Source organism: Roseibium sp. M-1 (genome assembly GCF_054515675.1).
On record NZ_CM137257.1, the window covers coordinates 908,778 to 928,634 of the forward strand.

Annotated in this window: 20 protein-coding genes, 1 tRNA gene and 1 riboswitch; of the genes, 11 read left to right on the forward strand and 10 right to left on the reverse strand. The window is 59.0% G+C overall.

Going from position 1 to position 19,857, the window contains the following annotated elements; all coding sequences use genetic code 11:
• Window positions 1-259: 259 nt before the first annotated feature.
• From ACX3M4_RS04130 to ACX3M4_RS04150, 5 genes are all read right to left on the reverse strand, one after another.
• Window positions 260-787 (reverse strand): hypothetical protein, encoded by a 528-nt coding sequence (locus ACX3M4_RS04130; RefSeq protein WP_459357329.1) that lies wholly within the window; start codon window positions 785-787, stop codon window positions 260-262.
• A complete protein-coding gene (locus ACX3M4_RS04135; protein ID WP_459357330.1) occupies window positions 787-2,025 on the reverse strand; it encodes an agmatinase family protein in 1,239 nt (412 codons plus the stop codon). The genes ACX3M4_RS04130 and ACX3M4_RS04135 overlap by 1 nt, the downstream gene beginning before the upstream one ends.
• On the reverse strand, window positions 2,022-2,843 hold the full coding sequence (locus tag ACX3M4_RS04140) for an ATP-binding cassette domain-containing protein (RefSeq protein WP_459357331.1): 822 nt from the start codon (window positions 2,841-2,843) through the stop codon (window positions 2,022-2,024). The genes ACX3M4_RS04135 and ACX3M4_RS04140 overlap by 4 nt, the downstream gene beginning before the upstream one ends.
• On the reverse strand, window positions 2,840-3,661 hold the full coding sequence (locus ACX3M4_RS04145) for an ABC transporter permease (RefSeq protein ID WP_459357332.1): 822 nt from the start codon (window positions 3,659-3,661) through the stop codon (window positions 2,840-2,842). The genes ACX3M4_RS04140 and ACX3M4_RS04145 overlap by 4 nt, the downstream gene beginning before the upstream one ends.
• Window positions 3,662-3,736: 75 nt before the next feature.
• Window positions 3,737-4,807, reverse strand: coding sequence for a putative urea ABC transporter substrate-binding protein (locus ACX3M4_RS04150; protein ID WP_459357333.1), 1,071 nt, complete (start codon window positions 4,805-4,807; stop codon window positions 3,737-3,739).
• 106 nt (window positions 4,808-4,913) lie between these two features.
• A riboswitch (guanidine-I (ykkC/yxkD leader) is annotated at window positions 4,914-5,031 on the reverse strand.
• Window positions 5,032-5,314: 283 nt separating this feature from the next.
• Here ACX3M4_RS04150 and ACX3M4_RS04155 point away from each other — a divergent pair.
• Window positions 5,315-5,785, forward strand: coding sequence for a hypothetical protein (locus ACX3M4_RS04155; RefSeq protein WP_459357334.1), 471 nt, complete (start codon window positions 5,315-5,317; stop codon window positions 5,783-5,785).
• Between the two features lie 69 nt (window positions 5,786-5,854).
• Here ACX3M4_RS04155 and ACX3M4_RS04160 read toward each other — a convergent pair.
• Window positions 5,855-5,944, reverse strand: a tRNA-Ser gene (locus ACX3M4_RS04160).
• 798 nt (window positions 5,945-6,742) lie between these two features.
• Here ACX3M4_RS04160 and ACX3M4_RS04165 point away from each other — a divergent pair.
• The 8 genes from ACX3M4_RS04165 to ACX3M4_RS04200 all read left to right on the forward strand — a co-directional run bounded on the left by ACX3M4_RS04165 (window position 6,743) and on the right by ACX3M4_RS04200 (window position 14,121).
• Window positions 6,743-7,855: a septal ring lytic transglycosylase RlpA family protein gene (locus tag ACX3M4_RS04165; protein ID WP_459357335.1), complete on the forward strand. Its 1,113-nt coding sequence runs from the start codon at window positions 6,743-6,745 to the stop codon at window positions 7,853-7,855.
• Window positions 7,856-7,926: 71 nt separating this feature from the next.
• Entirely contained in the window at window positions 7,927-9,132 is a 1,206-nt protein-coding gene (locus tag ACX3M4_RS04170; protein ID WP_459357336.1) for a D-alanyl-D-alanine carboxypeptidase family protein, read from the forward strand.
• A gap of 88 nt (window positions 9,133-9,220) precedes the next feature.
• On the forward strand, window positions 9,221-9,904 hold the full coding sequence (gene tmk / locus ACX3M4_RS04175) for a dTMP kinase (protein ID WP_459357337.1): 684 nt from the start codon (window positions 9,221-9,223) through the stop codon (window positions 9,902-9,904).
• Window positions 9,904-10,965 (forward strand): DNA polymerase III subunit delta', encoded by a 1,062-nt coding sequence (locus tag ACX3M4_RS04180; RefSeq protein ID WP_459357338.1) that lies wholly within the window; start codon window positions 9,904-9,906, stop codon window positions 10,963-10,965. Before tmk ends, ACX3M4_RS04180 begins: the two co-directional genes overlap by 1 nt.
• A 120-nt stretch (window positions 10,966-11,085) precedes the next feature.
• On the forward strand, window positions 11,086-11,892 hold the full coding sequence (locus tag ACX3M4_RS04185) for a TatD family hydrolase (protein WP_459357339.1): 807 nt from the start codon (window positions 11,086-11,088) through the stop codon (window positions 11,890-11,892).
• Complete coding sequence (locus tag ACX3M4_RS04190; protein WP_459357340.1) at window positions 11,889-12,725, forward strand: MBL fold metallo-hydrolase; 837 nt, start codon at window positions 11,889-11,891, stop codon at window positions 12,723-12,725. Before ACX3M4_RS04185 ends, ACX3M4_RS04190 begins: the two co-directional genes overlap by 4 nt.
• Window positions 12,715-13,230, forward strand: a complete 516-nt coding sequence (locus tag ACX3M4_RS04195; protein WP_459357341.1) for a regulatory protein RecX — start codon at window positions 12,715-12,717, stop codon at window positions 13,228-13,230. The genes ACX3M4_RS04190 and ACX3M4_RS04195 overlap by 11 nt, the downstream gene beginning before the upstream one ends.
• Window positions 13,231-13,626: 396 nt before the next feature.
• Window positions 13,627-14,121, forward strand: coding sequence for a GNAT family N-acetyltransferase (locus ACX3M4_RS04200; protein WP_459357342.1), 495 nt, complete (start codon window positions 13,627-13,629; stop codon window positions 14,119-14,121).
• A gap of 307 nt (window positions 14,122-14,428) precedes the next feature.
• On the opposite strand, the gene ACX3M4_RS04205 is transcribed toward ACX3M4_RS04200, so the two are convergent.
• Window positions 14,429-15,301 carry a sigma-70 family RNA polymerase sigma factor gene (locus ACX3M4_RS04205; protein ID WP_459357343.1) on the reverse strand — a complete coding sequence of 291 codons (873 nt, stop codon included), beginning with the start codon at window positions 15,299-15,301 and terminating at the stop codon, window positions 14,429-14,431.
• A 141-nt stretch (window positions 15,302-15,442) separates the two neighbouring features.
• On the opposite strand from ACX3M4_RS04205, the gene ACX3M4_RS04210 reads away from it, so the two are divergent.
• The gene (locus tag ACX3M4_RS04210; protein WP_459357344.1) at window positions 15,443-15,901 is read left to right on the forward strand and encodes a carboxymuconolactone decarboxylase family protein; all 459 of its coding nucleotides are present in this window, start codon (window positions 15,443-15,445) and stop codon (window positions 15,899-15,901) included.
• 119 nt (window positions 15,902-16,020) lie between these two features.
• Here ACX3M4_RS04210 and ACX3M4_RS04215 read toward each other — a convergent pair whose 3' ends face one another.
• Entirely contained in the window at window positions 16,021-16,845 is an 825-nt protein-coding gene (locus ACX3M4_RS04215; protein WP_459357345.1) for a class I SAM-dependent methyltransferase, read from the reverse strand.
• 65 nt (window positions 16,846-16,910) lie between these two features.
• Window positions 16,911-17,306 carry a VOC family protein gene (locus tag ACX3M4_RS04220; RefSeq protein ID WP_459357346.1) on the reverse strand — a complete coding sequence of 132 codons (396 nt, stop codon included), beginning with the start codon at window positions 17,304-17,306 and terminating at the stop codon, window positions 16,911-16,913.
• A gap of 176 nt (window positions 17,307-17,482) precedes the next feature.
• On the opposite strand from ACX3M4_RS04220, the gene ACX3M4_RS04225 reads away from it, so the two are divergent.
• Complete coding sequence (locus ACX3M4_RS04225) at window positions 17,483-18,556, forward strand: D-alanine--D-alanine ligase family protein (RefSeq protein WP_459357347.1); 1,074 nt, start codon at window positions 17,483-17,485, stop codon at window positions 18,554-18,556.
• Window positions 18,557-18,598: 42 nt separating this feature from the next.
• Here the strand turns inward: ACX3M4_RS04225 and ACX3M4_RS04230 are convergent, their stop codons facing one another.
• Window positions 18,599-19,828, reverse strand: coding sequence for a sensor domain-containing diguanylate cyclase (locus tag ACX3M4_RS04230; protein ID WP_459357348.1), 1,230 nt, complete (start codon window positions 19,826-19,828; stop codon window positions 18,599-18,601).
• Window positions 19,829-19,857 lie beyond the last annotated feature (29 nt).

A 19,857-nucleotide genomic window follows, 5' to 3' on the forward strand; every position in this document is an offset into this window, starting at 1 on the left:
CGCTTTTCCGAGCACCGGGCCGGATAAAATCATCTGCGACGTGAAGTATCCCGTTTCGGCTGTTTCCGTCCCGCGCGAGCATGCACGGCCGTTGCTGCCAGCAGCCCCCCGGCAACTGCCAGAAGCAGACCGATATGGAATGGTGATCCTGCAAAATGCGAAGCTACTTCCTGCCAGCCGTTAAGATCGTCATGGGGTCCGGAGTGTGCGTGGGCAGGGGAAGCCAGAAGCAAAATCACTGCGGCATTCAAAAGCGTTTTCATTCCGGGATTTCTCCTTGCGTCAAACGTGAAATCAACAGGGTATTCAGATCAATGTCGGCACGGGCCGTCAGCGAGACGTAAGTGAAGGTCATTTTCTCGCGCGCCTTTACCATCGCGCCGGGAAATGGCAGATACGCAAGCTCCCGAGAGGCAAAGGCAGGCGAGGCAGTGCCCACCTGCCAGTTGCTGACGATCTTCGCGTCCACCAGATGCTGGATGAGCCCGTCCGGTCCTGGCCGGTGGAACGGAACCCCGGCAAGGCGCAGGTAGCTGGTCTTGTCTTCCGCCGACCGGAAGCCGTCGATGAAACTGGTCGCAAGCGCCTGAATTTCTCCTGCCCGGTCTGCCTCCGAGGGGCCATGAACGTGAGAATGAAGATGATCCGGTCCGCCGTGGTTATGGCCACGCAGATGGCTGAGATTGTGATCGTGCGGATGATCATGGTCGTGATGGTGATGCGCATGCCCATGCCTATGGCTATGGGCATGATGATGATGACCGTGAGGAGGATGATCGTGGGCCATTATCCCACCTCCGGCCCGGCCGGGATCGAAACCGGCTTGTCGAAGATCCACCTGTGAGCTCCCATCTTGCCGTGGGACACCAGAGTGCCGAGGACATCGACGATGACGCGGGTCGCCAACAATGCGGTGATGTCGGAGCAGTCATACGGTGGCGAGACCTCCACGACTTCAAGGCCGCAGATGCCTTCCTTGGCGACCAGCGACACCAGTTCCAGCGCCTCGCGCGGCAGGAACCCGCCGGGTTCGGGCCAACCGGTGCCGGGAACGAAGCCACAGTCGACGCTGTCGATGTCGAAGGAGATATAGACGGCGTCCGCGTCTTTCCAGGCAAGCTCCAGCGCGCGGGCCGCGGTTTCGGCCAGCCCCAGCTCCTCCACGTCGCGCATGGTGAAGATGTTGGTGTTGCGCTCGCGGGCGACCTCCACACCTTCGCGCGGCACCTGCCAGCCGCCGATGCCGATCTGGACGAGGTTCACTGCCGGCACATTGACGAGATCAGTGGCATGGAACCACGGCGTTGTATGCATGCGCTCATCCAGATCCTTCTCCTGGATGTCGATATGCCGGTCGAAATGAACGATGCCGATGCGTTTTGAAGTGCATTGCGCGATGCCGCGCACGCAGGGAAAGCCGATGGAGTGATCACCGCCGATCATGATCGGCAAGGCGCCGGACGAGGCGACGTGAGAGACCGCGCGTGTGATCTGGTCGAAGGTCTTTTCGATATTGGCCGGAATGGTGAAAACGTCGCCGACGTCGCACAAGGTCATCTGCTCGCGCAGGTCTACGCCCATTTCGTAGTTATAGGGCGTATAGAGCGCGGAAATCTTGCGGACGCCCTGCGGCCCAAATCGTGTTCCCGGCCGGTAGGTGGTGCCGCCGTCGAAGGGGATGCCGATGACAGCCGCATCATATGCCCCGACCTTGGTGACATCCTCGATATACGGCGCCTTCAGAAAGGTGTTGATGCCGGCATAATGAGGCAGTTCCCCGCGGGCAAACGTTGGGATCGACTTGTCGGTCAGGCTGTCGGAGCCGGTCAGCCCCATGCGCAGCGCCCAGGCCTTTTCCTTTTCCCAGGCGGCGGAGGGCAGGGTGCCTTCCTTTTCAGCTGCCTTCCAGCCGCGAAGCTGCAACTTGTCGAAGTCCGGATGATGTTGCCGCGCGATTGGCTGCCGGTTGATCCGGCCGGCAACCCTGTGCCTTTTGGAAGGTTTTGAGGGAGCGAACTGGCTCATGGGGTTTCCTCGTTCTGGGGTGTCGTGAATAACTGTTTTGTTGGCGAACCGATTACTTCCGCGATGGCGGTCGGGTCCTTTTTGCGCACCGGTGCGGTCAGCGGCAGGTCGTAGGTGATGGTCGCGCCATAGGCTTGAGGTGCCTGCGGGTCGTGGCGGATTTTGTCGAAAACCAGGAGCCGCGTGCCGAGCTTGAAGGCTTCGTGGATGTCGTGCGTGACCATGAAGATGGTCATGCCGAGTTCCTTCCAGAGACCCAGCAGCAATTCGTGCATGTCGACCCGGATACCGGGATCGAGCGCGCCGAAGGGTTCGTCGAGAAGCAGAATGCTCGGCTTCTTGACCAGGGCCTGGGCAATTGCGAGCCGCTGCTGCATGCCGCCGGAAAGCTGGGCCGGATAGCGGTCGGCCGCAGCCTTGAGGCCTATGCGTTCCAACAGGTCGCTGATCTGCTCCAGCGCGTTTCTGCGTGCCACGCCAAAAAGCTTGCCCGACCAGCGCGCTGCCTCGAATTCCTTCGCCAGAATCAGGTTTTCCGCGACCGTCAGATGGGAAAAGACCGAGTATTTCTGGAAAACAATGCCCCGGTCCGGCGTCGGCTCCAATGGCAGGGGCTTGCCGTCGAGGAGAATATGGCCGCGGGTCGCATGTTCCTGGGACAGCAGCATCCTGAGGAACGTGGATTTGCCGCAGCCCGACGCTCCAACGATGGTACAGAAGGTGCCTGATGCGACTTCCAGATCCACCCGCTCCAGCACGGGCACGCCGTCATAGAGTTTCGCAAGCCCTTGAACGGCGAGCTTTGGAGAAGGGGTCACAGTGCGTCCCCTCCCAGGTGATGCCAGCGGAAGGCGCGCCGCGACAGAAGCAGCAGGGCGCGGTCCAGCAGGAATGCAAGCAGGGTGATCCAGACGACATAGGGAAGGATCACGTCCATGGCCAGGTACCGCCGAACCAGGAAGATCCGGTAGCCAAGCCCGGAGGTCGAGGCGATGGCTTCAGCGGAAATCAGGAAGATCCAGGCAGGAACGAGGCCGAGGCGCAACGCCGTCACCAGGTGTGGCAGAACTTGCGGAAGCACCAGCCGCGTTACCATCTGCCAGACCGTGGCGCCGAGGGTCTCGGCCTTGATGATCATCTCGCGCGGGATATCCAATACAGCCTGTGCTGTGGCGCGGATCATCACCGGTGCGGTGCCGATGACGATCAGCGCGATCTTGGCAAGCTCCCCGAGGCCGAAGGTGATGAAGAGGATCGGCAGGATGGTGATGGGCGGTATCAGCGAAAAGGTTGCGAGATACGGCGCCAATGCGCTGCGCATATGAGGAATGAAACCGATGGCGACCCCAAGCGACAGCGCCAGCACCGTGGAGACCGCCATGCCGGTACCTAGCCGCCACAGACTGTCAAAGGTGTCCAGCCAGAGCAGCAAATCGCCGGAACGCTTGTCGGCGACCGTGGCCATGCGCCAGAAAGCGTCGCCCATGCTTGAAAGCGATGGCAGCAGCTTGTCGGCGGGATTATCCAGCCGGCGGTTATGGCTGGCAACCGCATAGACGATCAGCGTCAGGACGAAGGGCAGGAACCCCAGCGCGAAGGCTGTTATCCGGGACGGTTTCCGGTTGATGATACGCATGAAGGATCCGGACGATCTGGGTGTTTGCGGGTGCGGTCCCGGCAAGAGCGCGCCGGGACCTTGTCGAAAAAACCGTCAGAGCGTTCCGTCGGCCGCCATCGCCATGAAGCTCGGATCGAACTTCAGCTTCACGTTGCCCGCATCGCCATAGATGGACCCGTCCGGAAAGGAGACGCCGACAAATTCCGGGCTCGGCGCGCCTTCGCCGAGAATGCCCTTATCGAACAGGAACTCAGCGACGAATTTCATGGTCGCCGGCAGTTCCGCTGACTTGGTGAATTCCACCGCTTCCGCAGGCGTATAGAACATCTTGGTGGTGGCAAGCTGCGCATCGTAGCCGGCGAGGTCCGTGCCGGAGGCCTCCGCCATGGCGGTGCGCGCGGCAACGCCCTCATCGCTGTCGGAGGACATGATCGCCATCAGCTCATACCAGGCCCCGACCAGCGCCTTGCCGAAGGCGGGATTATCGGCAAGCGTTTCGGTATTGACCATCATGATGTCGATGATTTCGCCCGGAATGCCTGAACTGTCGAAAACCTTTGTGGCGTTGGATTCCGCCTCTATCTCGGACAGCAGCGGGTTCCAGGTGACGACCGCCGTTACGTCCGGCGTCTGGTAAGCGGCGATCATGTCCGCATCGGAGGTGTTGACGACGGTCAGGTCCTGCTCGCTTAAGTCCACGGTATCGAGGGCACGGGCAAGAAGATAATGGGAGACGGAGAGCTCCACCAGGTTGACGCTCTGGCCCTTGATATCGGCAAGCGCCGTCTTGTCTTTCAGGATGATGCCGTCGTTGCCGTTGGAATAGTCGCCGACAATCAGCGCCGTCGTGTCGACGCCGCCACCGGCGGGGATCGAGAGCGCGTCCATGTTGGTCATGGAGCAGCCGTCATAGGCGCCGGCGGTATACTGGTTGATCGATTCCACATAGTCGTTGATCTGCACGATCTCGACGGAGATGTCGTATTTGTCGGCCCATTTCTTCATGAGGCCGCTGTCCTGCATATAGCCCCAGGGCATCCAGCCGACATAGATCGACCAGCAGACCTTGAAATCGGTCTTTTCTTCGGCGGCAGCGGGGGAAAGGGACAGCGGCAGCGCGAGCGCTGCGGCGAGGAGGGTAGCTTTGGCAATCGATTTCAGCATCTGTGCGCGTCTCCTGTCTTGGGCCGGACCGATTGGCCAGGCTTACGTCATGAGGTCTTTGCGCACGGCCGGGAGCAGGTTCGCGCGCGCGAAACCTCGTGCAGTTGTCTCCCGGGTTTTTGTCCCGCCGTGTCACCGGTCTATGTCGGCATCAAGCCTTCGCGACCAGCTTGCACCTCTCGGTCCTGCGTCGACTTGCGACCGGATCCCTAGGCGCGCTGCACACTCACTTCAAAGCAAGGCTGGTGCCAGATTTGCGGAGGAGGTAATTTTTTGAGAAAATTCAATGGCTTTGGGGAGTGACAGAAGATCTATAGACGAAGTCGGGTAGTTTTCGGACATTCAGTCTTTGATCAATTAATGGGCAGGATGCGCAGCGACGCGCCAAAACGTTCCGGCCACTACTCGAAAAACCTGTTTGGTTTCTCTGTAGCGTCATAACGCGACCAAAATTAGCGGACTTCCTAGCAGCCTCAACTGCAGGTTTTGCAGATTTGGAGCCGTTAAATGAAATTTCTCTTCTTATTGCTGCTTTGTTTTTTCACCGGCGGGTCGCTGGCGGCACAACCGCTTTCTGAGGAGGAAATCCACCAAACAGCAAAAAAGCTCTCTGTCCTTATGAAACAGGTCGACACATGGGCGCCGAGCAAATTTGAAAGGGCAATGCAGGAAGGCGACAGAATATTTCTGCTTCAACTCGGCGCGAACCTCATGGAGACCGTTGCAAACTTCCAGAAACTTCGTGCGCAAGAACTCAAATTAAAGGCGTCATCTGAAACGCCGGTTCAGACACGGATTGGTGTTTACAGAAGCTGCGTGATTGCAGCGTCAAATATGGCGGAATATGTAACCAGCCTCATCGAAGCAGGCGAAGAAGAAACGTATTATGGCCGTTACTTTAGCATCGGTGATTCGAACCGATGTGAATGTAACGCTAAGGTAAACCCTGGCTATCGCGGCGTTGGTTGCAGATTTTGATCTAGCTCGCAAGTAGCGATCAGGGCCACCAGCAAGCCGTTCATACATTCGAATTGTGGGAAAGAAATTTGGCGGTGAGGGTGGGATTCGAACCCACGGTACGCTCTCACGCACGGCGGTTTTCAAGACCGCTGCCTTAAACCACTCGGCCACCTCACCTGAGCAGCCGTTCGCACAAGCGGCGCGGCTGCATCCCCCGTTTCCTTTGTCTGAAGCGGAAAGTCAAGCGCGGATGCGCGAACATGGAACTGGTCCGCCGGAATGGTGTGGATGTAGTCAGGAGTTAGTCTGACGATCGATTTGAGGATGCTGGGGAAGAGTTCCCTTGGGATATTCCGGCCCGGGGCTTTTGAGGGGGCAGGACGTGCACGCCGGGCACCGGAATATCGCCAAAGGGCAGGTGCCGCCGGTCCGGTGTCGTGGGCAGGGTTTTGGACCGGCGGCTGAAGCTGGAGGTGGGGTCCAGCATTGCTGTGACAGGGCGGTCATCAGCAATGAGTTCACCCTAGGCGGAATTGACGATCCTGAATGTGACCTGCGTCACAACTGGTCCGATTGACGATTTTTGCCGCACTGTGCCCTAGAGGCAACAGCTGTAACTCAGCGCTTGACTTGCGATTCACGTAATTATTTCAGTTTGTTACCGCCCACCAAAAGTGGCTGTTTCCTGCGCCTTTCCCCCCAGGCCGTGGAGAACCTAATTTAGGCGGCTTTGCGGTCTCGACGGCCGGTTTACTTTGAAGTAACAAAGTTGCGCTTTAACAAGGGCATATGCGGGATGAGCATGCGGGGGCTAGCGAATCTTGCGGGGACTGATCAACAGATCGGAACAATGCCTGAAAAACCGGTGCAGAGCGTCGCTAGCATCGGGATGATCGCGCGAGCTGCGGGGCCGCCAGCGCGTTAAGTGAGTAGGACGGCAGTATGCAAGGGATAGGCGGACAATCTTGCCAGGTGATGAACCAGGCGGCAGGAACGTCTTCAGGGGAACTTGAGTCCGATACGCGTCCGGCCCGAACATTCGGAGCCCAGCTACGCACCGGCCTGATCGTGATCGCGGCCGTGTCCGCGGTTGCCGCCTGCAGTTCCACTCCCGAGCAGAAATCCAAATTCAGCCCTGAAAAATACGGCGTCAAAGGCAGCCCGCGCATGGTGGCCGAAGGCCAGCCCGTGCCGAAGGGCGGCGGACGCTACATCGTCGGCAAGAAATACAAGATTGCCGGCAAGTGGTATTATCCCAAGGAAGAACCGAACTACAAGAAGACCGGCCTGGCTTCCTGGTACGGACCGACCTTCCATGGCCGCAAGACAGCCAATGGCGAAGTCTTTGACCGCAACGCCCTCACGGCGGCCCATACGACCATGCCGCTTCCGTCCTATGCCCGCGTGACCAACGTGAACAACGGCCGCTCGATGATCGTGCGCGTCAACGACCGCGGTCCCTTCCACGGCAACCGGGAGATCGACCTCTCCGAACGTGTCGCGACGATGCTTGGCACCAAGGCTGACGGTGTCGGCAAGGTGAAGGTGGAGTATGTCGGCCGCGCGCCGCTGCACGGTCAGGATGAAGCCTTCCTGATGGCCTCTTACAGCGGACCGGACGCCGTCCAGCCGGGTGCCACCATGCCAGGTACGATGCTGGCCATGGCCGAGCCGGAAGCAGCCCCGCAGGTCGTCTTCGGCACTGTGCCGGCACCGAGCTCCCGTCCTTACCTTGCGCTCACCACCACGACAACCGCAGCCGTTTCGCCCGGTGTCGACACCGTTACCGTTGCCTTCGACCCCGCCATCGCGTTCGAAGCCGGTCGCCCGACGATCAAAGTCGCTTCCAACAACCGTTTCGAACCGGTCGAGACCGGCTACAGCGCCGGACCGGCACCTGCTTCCGGTACGCTGGGTGTTCTGCGTGTACCGGTTCCCGGAACGCCAAACGGCCTGGATACGGGCGGTGCAATCTCATCCTTTGCCGCCAACCAGCGGATTTCCGATGCGCATGCGATTCTTGCAAATGCGTCGTCCTCCGGCATGTCCCTGCGCGAGCTGGCACTTCGCTCCGAAAACGGCGGCTAGGGCTGGAAGCGGGCAGCGCCCGGTGATCTGTCCTGCCGCGTAGAAATAGAGTTCGCAAGGCAGGCGGTTCGATGCGCTCGGCAGTTACTGGTTCACCTCTCAAGTCCTTGCGACAGCTCTTCTTCCGGCTTCTTCCTATCCTGCTTCTGGTGGGCGTTTCTGCCGATGCGCGAAGTGCGTTGGCAGCAGAAACCATTGTCACCAAGGCGCCGTCGGCGTTTCTTTATGAGCCGTCCTCCGGCACGATCCTGTTCGCCAAGGAACCAGACAAGCCCTTCAATCCCGGTGCGCTCAACAAGATCATGACGGCCGCCACCGTCTTCAAGGCGTTGAAGGACGGTGACCTGACCATGGATCGGCCCTGCAAGGTCAGCGAACATGCCTGGCGGACGGGCGGAGCACCTTCGCGGCGCGGGGCCACCATGTTCGCAGCGATCAAATCCGACATCGCGGTCGAGGATCTCCTCAAGGGCCTTCTGGTTCACAACGCCAATGATGCGGCCATTGTCCTAGCGGAATGTCTTGACGGATCGGAACAGGCCTTCGCCGGCCGCATGAATTCACTCGCCAAGTCAATCGGAATGACGAACAGCCAGTTTGCCAACCCGACCGGGTATCCGGAAGAACCGAGCCGGACCACGGTTCGGGACCAGGCGCGCCTGGCGGAATATGTTATCGGCACACACGCCGATCTTTATCCGATGTTCGCGCTCTCCGAATTCACCTGGAACAACATCTACCAACGAAACAAGAACCCGCTTCTGGGCGAGATTCGCGGTCTCGACGGGCTGGGCGCCGGCAATGACGAGACAGACGGCTGGTCGGGCCTTGGATCGGTGAACCGGAACGGACGCCGGGTGATCGCCGCAGTCTCGGGTCTTGCCTCGGACAATCACCGCCTGCAGACCTTGAAGGAAGTGATCGAAGGCGCCTGGGAATATTTCACCGTCCAGACGCTCTACAAGGCGGGGGAAACCGTTGTGGACGGCCGGGTCTTCGGCGGAATGGACAGCAGCGTGCCGTTGGTTTCCGGCAGCAACGTCGATGTCCTGCTGCCGCGCGGAGGCACGCTCGACTATCGCATTCGCGTTGTCTATGAGGGACCGCTTGCCGCTCCTATTGAAAAGGGAACACCTGCCGGTGAAATTCGCGTAATCGGCAAGGACGGCATCATCTATCGCTCACCGCTTGTCACGGGTGCTGCGGTCGCCAGGGGCGACATGCTCGGCCGCGCGCTCGATGGGCTTCAGGAACTGCTCTTCGGCTGGATCGGCTAGGCTCTTTCTCAGGCAAACACTTCCACATCCGGCAATGAAACTGGTACAAGCCCGGAAGGCTGACAATTTCAAGACAAGCGGAGCCAGGGTGGCGGGACATTTCATAACCTTTGAGGGCGGCGAGGGGGCCGGAAAATCCACCCAGATCGGCCGCCTCAAGACCTTCCTTGAGGGGCTGGGCCTGTCGGTTATCGTTACGAGGGAGCCAGGTGGATCTCCGGGCGCGGAAAAGATCCGCTCCATGCTGCTTTCGGGCGGAGCGAAGGATCTGGGGCCGCGCGGCGAGGCGATGCTCTTTGCGGCTGCGCGCGCGGATCACGTCGACAGCACCATACGTCCGGCGCTGGAGCGTGGCGACTGGGTGCTGTGCGACCGCTATGCCGATTCGACCTGGGTCTATCAGGGCGAGGCCGGGGTCGACCGAGATTATCTGAAACTTCTGGAGACCGCTGCGGTCGCCGGCGTCTATCCCGAATTGACGATCCTGATCGATGTCCCGGCCGAACTCGGCCTTGGCCGCGTCGCCAAGCGATCCGCGACCGACGAAAGCGGCGGACCTGACAGGTTCGAGGGTGAGGACCTGAAGGTTCACCAGCGCCGCAGGCAACTGTTCCTGGATCTTGCCCGGGAAGAGGCCTACCGGTTTGCCGTCATCGACGGGTCCAGCGATACCGAGAGCGTATCCGCTGCCGTGCGTGAGGCCGTTCTGAAAACCTTTGCCGGTGAGCTGCCGGTCTCCCATGCATCCGGCGTGCCGGAAGGGGCTGTCTGATGGCCCGCGCAAATGAACCTGCCGACATCCCCGAGGTGGATGCCCTTCCGGGCTTCCCGTTGCCGCATGAGCGGGACCGGCTGATCGGTCATCTCGAAACCGAACGGGCGCTCCTGGATGCCTACCGGTCTGAGAGGCTGCATCACGCCTGGATCCTGGGCGGGCCGAAGGGTATCGGCAAGGCAACGCTGGCCTTCCGGTTTGCCCGCTTCGTGATCGCCAACCCGGACCGCTTTGGCCCAGGGGTTGCCGCCGCGACCGATCTTGGCGTGCCGGCTGATCATCCCGTTTCCCGTCAGATCAGGGGCGGTGGGCACCCCAATATCCTGCATCTGCGCCGGCCTTGGGACGACAAGGGCAAACGCTTCAAGGCGGATCTGCCTGTCGATGAAGTCCGGCGCACCGTCTCCTTTTTCGGCACCACCGCTTCTGCCAAGGCGTGGCGGATCTGCATTGTCGACGCTGCCGATGACATGAACACGAGTTCCGCCAACGCGCTCCTGAAGATCCTTGAAGAACCGCCGCAGAGCTGCCTGTTCCTGGTTCTGAGCCACGCACCCGGCCGGCTGTTGCCGACCATCCGCTCGCGCTGCCGCCGGCTCGACCTGGCGCCGCTCAGTGTGGAGGAAATCGGCGAAGGTCTTTCGGACCTGGCACCTGGAACGGTGTCCTCCCCGGAAGACCTGCGCGACCTCGCTCGAACAGCGGATGGCAGCCTGCGCTCCGCCATAACACTTCTTTCCGGCGACGGTCTTGCCATTGCCAAGGGCGTACGCCAATTGGCAGACAATGCGGCGCAGCTCGATCTTGCGGCAGCACATGCGCTGGCAGACCTGGTCGCCGCGCGCGGCCAGTCCGACAACTGGGAAAGCTTCCAGCACATTGTCCAGATCTGGCTGCACGAGCGGATGCACCGGGATCTTTCCAAGGGGCTCGGAGCAGCTCTCGGCCATGTGGAGACGTGGGAGAAGATCAACCGGTCGATCCGGGACGCGGATGCGCTCAACCTCGATCGCAAACAGGTGGTCCTGGATTTCTTTTTTGCGCTGCGGGCGGCCTGACACCATCTAGAGGCAATCTGTTCGCCTCATTGTCTCGTCCGGCCTTGGGCTTTGCCCGATAATTCGCTATCAAGGCGCGCCGGACCTTCTGAAACCAACCAACTGCATCCTGGATTTTTCATGCTCGTCGACAGTCATTGCCATCTGGATTTTCCCGACTTTGAAGGCGAGCGCGCCGACCTGATTGCGCGCGCCAAGGAAGCCGGCGTCGGGCTGATGGTGACCATCTGCACTCACATCCGGAAGTTCGACCGGATCCGCGCTATCGCCGAGGAGTTTCCGGAGGTCTACTGCTCCGTCGGCACGCATCCGCATAATGCAGGCACGGAACGCGGCATTCCGGCCGACGAAATCGTGCGTCTGGCCGATCATCCCAAGGTAGTGGCGATCGGTGAAGCCGGGCTCGATTATTTCTACGACAAGGCTCCCCGCGACGCTCAGGCGGAAGGCCTGCGCATCCACATCGAAGCTGCGCGCCGCACCGGGCTGCCACTCGTCATCCATGCGCGCGACGCGGATGCGGATATGGCTGCAATCCTACGTGAAGAAATGGGGAAGGGGGCCTTCCCGGCCCTGTTGCATTGCTTCTCGTCCGGTCGCGAACTGGCGCTCACAGGCATTGAGCTTGGCCTTTACGTCTCCTTCTCGGGCATTCTTACCTTCAAGCGTTCCGAGGAGCTGCGCGAGATCGCGCGTGAGCTGCCCGCTGACCGGCTGCTGGTGGAAACCGACGCGCCATATCTTGCGCCGCAGCCGAAACGCGGCAAGCGCAATGAACCGGCCTATACGGCGATGACGGCTGCGGTACTGGCCGAAACCCGCGGCGTTTCGCAAGAGGAAATGGCCCGCCAGACAACCGAGAACTTCTTCAGATTGTTCAAGAAAGTCCCTCGGCCGGAGGGGTTGGCGACGGTGGGCGCGGCATGAGCCTGACGCTGACAATCCTTGGCTGCGGTTCTTCCGGCGGCGTGCCGCGTATCGGCAACGACTGGGGTGATTGCGACCCGGATGAGCCGAAAAACCGGCGCTCCCGCTGTGCACTTCTTGTGGAAAAGCGTGTGGAAAACGGGTGCACAACCGTGCTGATAGACACCGGTCCGGACGTGCGGAACCAGCTTCTGACGGCCAATGTCGGCCATCTTGATGCTGTTTTGTTCACCCATGCCCATGCGGATCATCTGCATGGCATCGACGATCTGCGCGCGTTCTGGGTTCGCAGCGGCAAAAGAATTCCGGTCTTCATGGATGACGAGACTTTCCGGCGTGCCGAGACAGCCTTCAGCTATTGCTTCAGAACGCCCGCAGGCTCCAATTATCCGCCGATCCTTGACAGACAGGTTCTTGCAGCCGGAAATCCAGTAACGATCACAGGCGCAGGCGGTCCGATCACCTTCGACCCATTCGAAGTCGTCCATGGAGAAATAAATGCTCTTGGGTTCAGGTTAGGCGATGCAGCCTATATTCCGGATGTGTCCGACATCCCGGAAAACTCCCTTAATCACTTGAGAAACCTGGATCTTCTCATTCTCGATTGCCTGCGGCGCCGGCCGCATCCGAGCCATTTCTGCCTGGAAGATTCACTGGCCTGGACGACGCGCATTGCCCCGAAACATGCCATTTTCACCAATCTTCACAATGACTTGGACTATGCAACATTGACCGACGAACTACCTTCCGGGATCGAGCCGGCCTATGACGGAATGCAGTTGGAGGTACAAGAGCACGCCAGGACAACAATCCTTCCGGCCCATGCCGGCTAAACCGCGCTACAAGCCTCCGACCGCGGAGCGGCTGACACGCTCGGCGCTGCATTATCTGGAGCGCTATGCGACATCCTCGGCCAATTTGCGCAAGGTGCTGGAGCGCAAGGTCCTGAAGGCCTGCACGAGCCTGGACCTTGATCCGGGCGACTATTCCGGACTGATAGACAGCGTCGTTGAAACCGTTGTCAGAAACGGTCTCGTCGATGACCGTGCTTACGCAGAGACCAAGCTCGCGGGCTTGCGCCGGCGCGGTGGTTCAGCGCGCAAGATTGAGGCCAAGCTTGCCGCCAAGGGTGTCGACCGCAATACCATCGAAAGAGTGCTGCAGGATGACGAGGCATCGGACGAAGACGCCGCACGTATATTCGCGCGTCGTCGCAAACTGGGCCCGTTCCGGCAAAAGGATCGCAATGAGCGGCGCGACAAGGACCTGGCTGCCATGTGCCGTGCAGGTTTCTCATTCGAGATTGCGCGAAAGATTATCGACGCAAGCGACGACTGAGCCAATTGTGAACCGCCGTTCGACGACGACTGAAAGTGAAGACGCTGATCATTCTGCGGAGATATGCGTCGCCGATAGGATCGCAGGCTCTCGTAAGTCTCTGTTTCAAAGCTTCAATTTCCCAAGCATATAAAAGTTCCATAATATTGATTATGCGAATTATGAGTATGCGCGATGGCGGTAATGCGATGGCACTTCCCGCGCTCCTGTCTCGGGCCAATTTGATCGCTTGGTACCGGACTTATGCCTGCGATCGTGAAAATGCCCATATGAGAGCGCTCATGCGCGCGATGCGCCGGTCCAATCTCAGCATCGACGTGCGATCGCGATGAACAACGCAGACTTCCCGGGATGGTCTCCGGCATTCACCAACGGCCGATATGATATTCTGCCTTGATGTCAGTGACCGACCGATACTCTTTTCGACCAGTGAGCCCCGCGGATTTTGGTCTTCTGGCGGAATGGCGGTCCCGACCACATGTTCGCGACTGGTGGGATACGGCCGAACCCTTCAACGAGCAGAAGCTGGAAGACCTTCGTGTGAAACGCTGGATCGTCTCGATCGCGGGCATACCCTTTGCCTACATGCAGGACTACACGGTCCATGGGTGGAAGGATCATCATTTCTCCGGGCTCCCAAAAGGCTCCCGCGGCATCGACCAGTTTATCGGCGAGCCTCACATGACAGGCAAAGGTCACGGGCCCGCTTTTATATCAGCACGTTTGCAAGCCCTGTTTGATGAAGGTGTTCCAGTCGTCGCGACCGATCCCCATCCGGACAATGTCCGCGCCATAGCCGCCTACAAAAAGTCAGGTTTCCGGGCGTTTGGTGCTCCTCAGGAGACGCCCTGGGGGGTGGTCTTGCCAATGAAGACCAGTCTGAAGCTTTGACCTGCTCGGATTTGAAACCGTCGGTATGGATCGGTCATTCTGATTTTCCCATCAAATGAAAGGTGCGGTAACTGTGCAACGTCAAATGCCTCCCGTGGGCATTGTGGACATGCAATCGATTGCAGTGCCGATGCGGGGCCCCGGTTTCAATCAGTCGGAGCGAGATGTAACGCGGTGCTGGTTGATGGTCTTAGACAGCCGCCCAATCCGGCCCTGGTTGCTCTGGATGACGGCTGGCAATCGGAAACGCCGCTGAAATACGTCCTCAGCACGCTCCAAGTGTTGGTTTTGACAGCCCCAGCAACTCTCAGTCGACGGGGGAAATTTCCAACGCAGCGACCGCAACAGGATTAGCAATAGCTTCGATGGTTGCGATGCGGCTCTTGTTAAACGAAAGCCGCAGCACGATGCGAAGCTTGCCACCGGGTGCGACAAGCAACCCGAGTTTTCCATCGACCAGTGCAGCGCGCGCCGCCTGGGCCCTCCCCTTGAAGGCATCGGCGACGGCATGCGCGCCCTTGATCTCGGACGAAGATCCCAATAGGGCAGCAACGCTATCTGCCCGGAACACAACGTCCGGATCCAGTATGGACACCAATGCATGGAAGTCACCGCTACGGGCTGCAGCCAAAAATGCCTTGACGACTTCATGCGAAGCGCTGTGACCGGTTTCGCCAGGACCTGCCCCGCCCCTGACGCGGCGCCGCGCGCGACTGGCAAGCTGGCGCGTTGCTTCCGGGCTCCTGTCAACTATTGCCGCGATGTCGTCGAACGGAAAGGAAAACAGATCGTGGAGAACAAAGGCAAGCCGTTCTGCCGGTGCAAGCCTTTCCAACACTACGAGCAGAGCAATGCCAACAGTATCGGCCATTGCCAACTCGTCCTCTGGACTGATACCGGATTCCAGATTGGTGCTAGTCTGGGAAGCTTCGCCATCTAATAGTTCCTCCCGGCGTGCCTTGCGCGCGCGAAGCATGTCCAGGCAGATGCGGGCGACAACTGTCGTGAGCCAACCTCCGAGATTTAAGATGCCGTTTTCTGCACCGCGTTCCAGCCGAAACCAGGCCTCCTGAACCGCATCCTCCGCCTCACCCGTTGAGCCAAGCATCCGGTAAGCGATAGCCTTCATCTGCGCCCGGTGTTTTTCGAATTCCTGCGACAAAAATTTTATTTCCGACATCGGTCACACTTTCCTTCTGAACATCGTCATGCTCATGACGAACGAATTCCGTGTGATGTGACGGACATCGCACGAAATCGTCTCCGTCGAATCCGATCCGGAAATGGATCGGCAATCTGTTGAAAAACTTCGGAGTACAAAATGCAGGCTCGTATGAAAAACCCCGTTTTCATCCTTCCCGAAGCGATGAAGGCATTGTTCTCACTGGACAAGGCGACGGAAAAGAGTGAAGGGCTGCCTCAGGTGACACGGAAACTCGTGCATCTGCGAGCCAGCCAGATAAACGGGTGCAGTGTTTGCGTTCACATGCATTCGGGTGAATTGAAGAAAGCAGATGTATCGGATGACCGGATCTTTGCCGTTGCCGCCTGGCGAGACACGCCGTTTTTCACCGATCAGGAACGCGCCGCCCTCGCTCTGACGGAAGAACTGACGCGCATCGCGGACCGGGCCGATCCGGTTTCTGATGCAGTGTGGGAACAAGCTGCCCAACAGTTTGACGAGGAAGCCCTTGCCGCACTCATTCTCCAGATCAGCCTGATAAATGTCTGGAACCGCCTCAACGCATCTGTACGCCAGGTTGCAGGCGACTGGGGTTGAACTCCGGTTTGATCGGGGAGAGATGTGGGCAGCCCCAACGAGGCTGCCCATGACTTTGCGCTGCTTCGCTGCGAAATCGGGCAACTTCGGCAGGTTCAACACCCAAGCCACATTCCCGCTCACCTGTTGCAGTTCCCCTCCAACGGCGAGCGTGTCACCAGGCAATAGCTCATCGGCAGCTGAGCCGCCCGGCCCTCATAAAGGGCATACTCCGCTTCGCGGATCGAATGCCCGTATTCGTGCAGTTCTTCTATGCCGAGCCCCGCAGCAACGGTGGCATTGACGATGTTTCCCAGCGAATGGATGAACCAGTAACCGGTCTCCCCCTTGCCGTGATCGGCGCCGTCATAACTGATGGCGTCGGTGATTTCCTGCGGGCGCCGGTCGAAGTAGCTGAATGTTGGTTCGAAAGGCGTCTTGCTCGAAGGATCGAACATTTCCAACACCGGATGGGTTTCATAGATGACCAGCACCCCGCCGGGCGCGATCAATCCGGCGACGATCCGGAAGAACGCCGGCAGATCCGGCATCCAGTTGAGAACGCCAATCGTGATCAGCGCCAGATCGAAAGTTCCCAGGTTCTCCGGCAAGTCATAGACGTCAGCTTCGATGAAAACAGGAGCAAGGTTGGCAGACGATGCCAACTGCCGGGCCAGCTCGAGAAAGCCCTTTGACTGATCGATACCGAGGGCCGGCCGGATGCCGAGTGATGCGAGGGAGAGCAATTCGCGCGCATTGTTGCAGCCGATCTGGACCGCCGACTTGCCGGTGAGATCCAAACCCTGGAGCACCCCGGTCAGATGCCCATCCAGCACGGAAAAGCCCGGCCGACCGGCCGCCTCAAGGAGCCGGTCCCATTGATCTCCGGCTCCATGCAGCGGCGCGGATGCCTCCCATGCGGCTTTGTTTGCTGCGGTGTAGTTCTTGATAGTTTCCGAAACCATTATTTTCCTTTTAGATATTATTTTCAATAAGTTACGCCACAATCACAAACCTGCCGAAGGGGATCTCATCCCTCACCGCTGGAATCCTCTACCAGGCGCCAGGGTGGAAACCGGCGATCTGGTCCTGCATGAAACAGGCAAAGCCGATTGCCGGACGGATCGGAGAAACGGGCTTCGCGCCACCGCCAGTTTTGTAGCACCGGCGGTGCGTCGAAGACGATTCCCTTGGCAACCAGATCCTTGTACCGCCTTTCGAGATCGTCGACTTCGAAATAGAGCATGGCGTTCCCGGCCATGACCTCCTCCGCGTAGTGTATGGACAGCGTGCTCGACCCGGAGGGCAATTCGAACCGGGCATAACGACCATCGCTCAGAACGATCAGCTTCAGGCCCAGTTTTCCATAGAATTCCAGCGACTTATCGAAATCGTTTGTTTCCAGCGTAACCTGATTCAAATCCATCTGTGCATACTCCGGAAGTGAGGAATTTCATTCGCCGGCAGATCCTGGGGCCTCAAGTTTAGGTCAGGTCAAGAAGTCTCGGCGCCAGGTCGAAATGGCACAAAAAGATGCCTCATTTTCGCGACAAGCCTCTAGTCTGCTGAAAACCTTCAGATACCGAATCCTGGGAGCTTTCCTTGAGCGCGAATACAGACAAGACCCGCATTGCGGTTCTCTTCGGTGGCCGGTCCGCCGAACATGACGTTTCCATCCTGTCGGCAACAAACGTGTTCAATGCTCTCGATCCGAACCGCTACGACGTTTTGCCCGTTTACATCACCAGGCAAGGTCGATGGTTGTTGAGCAGGTTGGAGAACGGGCCGGCGACGCCTGATGATGGCACGGAAGTTTGCCTGCTGCCCGGGGGCCACGGACGGGTGTTGGCACTCGCAGCAAACGGCGCTCCGGTGGAATTGCCGAAGGTCGATATTCTTTTTCCCGTCTTGCATGGAATTCACGGTGAGGACGGCGCCGTTCAGGGGCTCGCCGAGGTGGCGATGGTTCCGCTTGCTGGCTGCGGCATCGCCGGGTCTGCAAATGCGCTCGACAAGGATCTTGCCAAGCGCCTGCTCAGAGACGCGGATCTGCCTGCCGCGCGGTCAATGACCATTCGCAAAGACGCAGTCCCGCAATTCGACGATCTGACCACCGCGCTCGGACTGCCGGTCTTCATCAAACCCGCCCGTCAAGGCTCCTCGGTTGGCGTCAGCAAGGTGACGAATGCGCAGGACTACGCCATTGCGCTTGAAGAAGGGTTCCGGCACGACAACAAGCTTCTGGCAGAGGAATTCATCCTTGGCCGTGAAATCGAATGCGCCGTTCTTGAGAACCCGGATGGAAGCCTGTTAGTCTCGCGCGCCGGCGAAATCGTGCCCGCCGCCAGCCACGGATTCTACACCTACTATGCCAAGTATATCGATGCCGACGGCGCGGCCTTGCACGTCCCGGCGGTACTGCCAGGTGAAATGGAAGAAACGATCCGGGACATGGCCGCCCGTGCATTCAGGGCCCTCGGTTGCGACGGCATGGCCCGCGCGGATTTCTTCGTTACCGCCGAAGGCCGCATTCTGGTCAACGAGCTCAACACCATCCCGGGCTTTACCGATATCAGCATGTATTCCAAGGTCATGGCAGCGAGCGGCGTCAGTTATTCGGAAATCATCGACAGGCTGGTGGCGCATGGCCTCGCGCGGGCGGAAAGATCGGTTTAAGGAAGCCTTCTTCGCTGGGGAAATCATGTGCCGCAGCCGGCACTAAACGAGCATGTTTCTCCCCGAGGACTTGGCGCGGTATAGGTTCTTGTCTGCTGCCTCCACGAGCAATTTTGGCCCTGATTGTTCATTCGGAAAGAGACTGGCCGCACCGATACTGATGGTCACGAAGGGCGAGACGCTGGACTTTTCGTGTCGAAGACGCAGCTTGCGGACGGTCTTCAACAGCCGGTCCCCGAAAACCGTCGCACCTTGCAGATCCGTCTCCGGTAGCAGGCAGCCGAATTCCTCGCCGCCGAAGCGAAAGAACAGATCCCCTGCCCGCTGCGATTCCAGATTGAGAGCCTGGGCGACTTCGTGGAGACAGCTGTCGCCGGCAACATGACCGTAGTGATCGTTGAACTGCTTGAACTGGTCGATGTCAATCAGGAGCAACGACAAGGGCCTTCGGTTGCGGCCGCAGCGCCGCCATTCCTGTTCCAGAACAGTGTCGAACTGCCTCCGGTTGGCAACTCCTGTCAGTTCATCGATACAGGCAATGTTCTGCCAACTCCGGATTTCCCGTTCCAAAGTAAGTTGATGCCGGTGAGCTTCACTCACCTTGGTCACGTCATGTGAGGAGAAAAACGAAAACAAGCGCCCGCGGTGTTCGATGACTTTGGCACTAATGATGATGTGCAGTGTCTTTCCGGTCTTGGTGCGCATTCGGGCGCCAAGGTTTTCGATCTTTCCATTTAAAAGCAATTGTCTGACGATCTCTTCCCTGTAAGGCGCGCCACCTTCCCAAACACCGAGTTCCGTCGCGGTTCTGCCGATCACCTCAGCACGCTCGAACTCCAATGCTTCCAGCCAAGCCTGATTGACATCGAGATGCTCGCCGGTTGCCAGTACGGTGATGGCAGACAGGCCGGGATTGAGATCGAAGGCATGTGGATAGAGTGCACGAATGTCATTTTGCTGCCCATCATCCGGCAACAGGAAGATCATTGATCCCGCGGTATTGCCGCCATCGGACAGCGGCTTCACCTTGCAGACAAAGGTTTTGCAGGATTGAGGGTGGCGAAACCGGCCGGTGGTTACCGCCAGGACTTCCTGTGCTGGTGTAAAGGCTGAAATATCAAGTGGTTCGAGCCATTGATCTATGCCAGTTCCGGAAAGCGAAACATCCTTTCCACCGGCGACAAGCCGGGCAAAGGCTGGCGATCCAAACATAACAGTTCCGCCAACACTGACGACGGCAAAGGCATCGGAAAGTAACTGTGTTTCAAACAAGGGAATGTAATTCCGAAAGGGTAACAGCT

What these genes read in the sequence shown, in the direction of transcription:
- ACX3M4_RS04130 (WP_459357329.1), bottom strand. Translation starts at nt 787, where the DNA reads ATGGCCCACGATCATCCTCCTCACGGTCATCATCATCATGCCCATAGC.
- ACX3M4_RS04135 (WP_459357330.1), bottom strand. Translation starts at nt 2,025, where the DNA reads ATGAGCCAGTTCGCTCCCTCAAAACCTTCCAAAAGGCACAGGGTTGCC.
- ACX3M4_RS04145 (WP_459357332.1), bottom strand. Translation starts at nt 3,661, where the DNA reads ATGCGTATCATCAACCGGAAACCGTCCCGGATAACAGCCTTCGCGCTG.
- ACX3M4_RS04150 (WP_459357333.1), bottom strand. Translation starts at nt 4,807, where the DNA reads ATGCTGAAATCGATTGCCAAAGCTACCCTCCTCGCCGCAGCGCTCGCG.
- ACX3M4_RS04155 (WP_459357334.1), top strand. Translation starts at nt 5,315, where the DNA reads ATGAAATTTCTCTTCTTATTGCTGCTTTGTTTTTTCACCGGCGGGTCG.
- ACX3M4_RS04165 (WP_459357335.1), top strand. Translation starts at nt 6,743, where the DNA reads ATGAACCAGGCGGCAGGAACGTCTTCAGGGGAACTTGAGTCCGATACG.
- ACX3M4_RS04170 (WP_459357336.1), top strand. Translation starts at nt 7,927, where the DNA reads ATGCGCTCGGCAGTTACTGGTTCACCTCTCAAGTCCTTGCGACAGCTC.
- ACX3M4_RS04180 (WP_459357338.1), top strand. Translation starts at nt 9,904, where the DNA reads ATGGCCCGCGCAAATGAACCTGCCGACATCCCCGAGGTGGATGCCCTT.
- ACX3M4_RS04185 (WP_459357339.1), top strand. Translation starts at nt 11,086, where the DNA reads ATGCTCGTCGACAGTCATTGCCATCTGGATTTTCCCGACTTTGAAGGC.
- ACX3M4_RS04190 (WP_459357340.1), top strand. Translation starts at nt 11,889, where the DNA reads ATGAGCCTGACGCTGACAATCCTTGGCTGCGGTTCTTCCGGCGGCGTG.
- ACX3M4_RS04195 (WP_459357341.1), top strand. Translation starts at nt 12,715, where the DNA reads ATGCCGGCTAAACCGCGCTACAAGCCTCCGACCGCGGAGCGGCTGACA.
- ACX3M4_RS04200 (WP_459357342.1), top strand. Translation starts at nt 13,627, where the DNA reads ATGTCAGTGACCGACCGATACTCTTTTCGACCAGTGAGCCCCGCGGAT.
- ACX3M4_RS04205 (WP_459357343.1), bottom strand. Translation starts at nt 15,301, where the DNA reads ATGTCGGAAATAAAATTTTTGTCGCAGGAATTCGAAAAACACCGGGCG.
- ACX3M4_RS04210 (WP_459357344.1), top strand. Translation starts at nt 15,443, where the DNA reads ATGCAGGCTCGTATGAAAAACCCCGTTTTCATCCTTCCCGAAGCGATG.
- ACX3M4_RS04215 (WP_459357345.1), bottom strand. Translation starts at nt 16,845, where the DNA reads ATGGTTTCGGAAACTATCAAGAACTACACCGCAGCAAACAAAGCCGCA.
- ACX3M4_RS04220 (WP_459357346.1), bottom strand. Translation starts at nt 17,306, where the DNA reads ATGGATTTGAATCAGGTTACGCTGGAAACAAACGATTTCGATAAGTCG.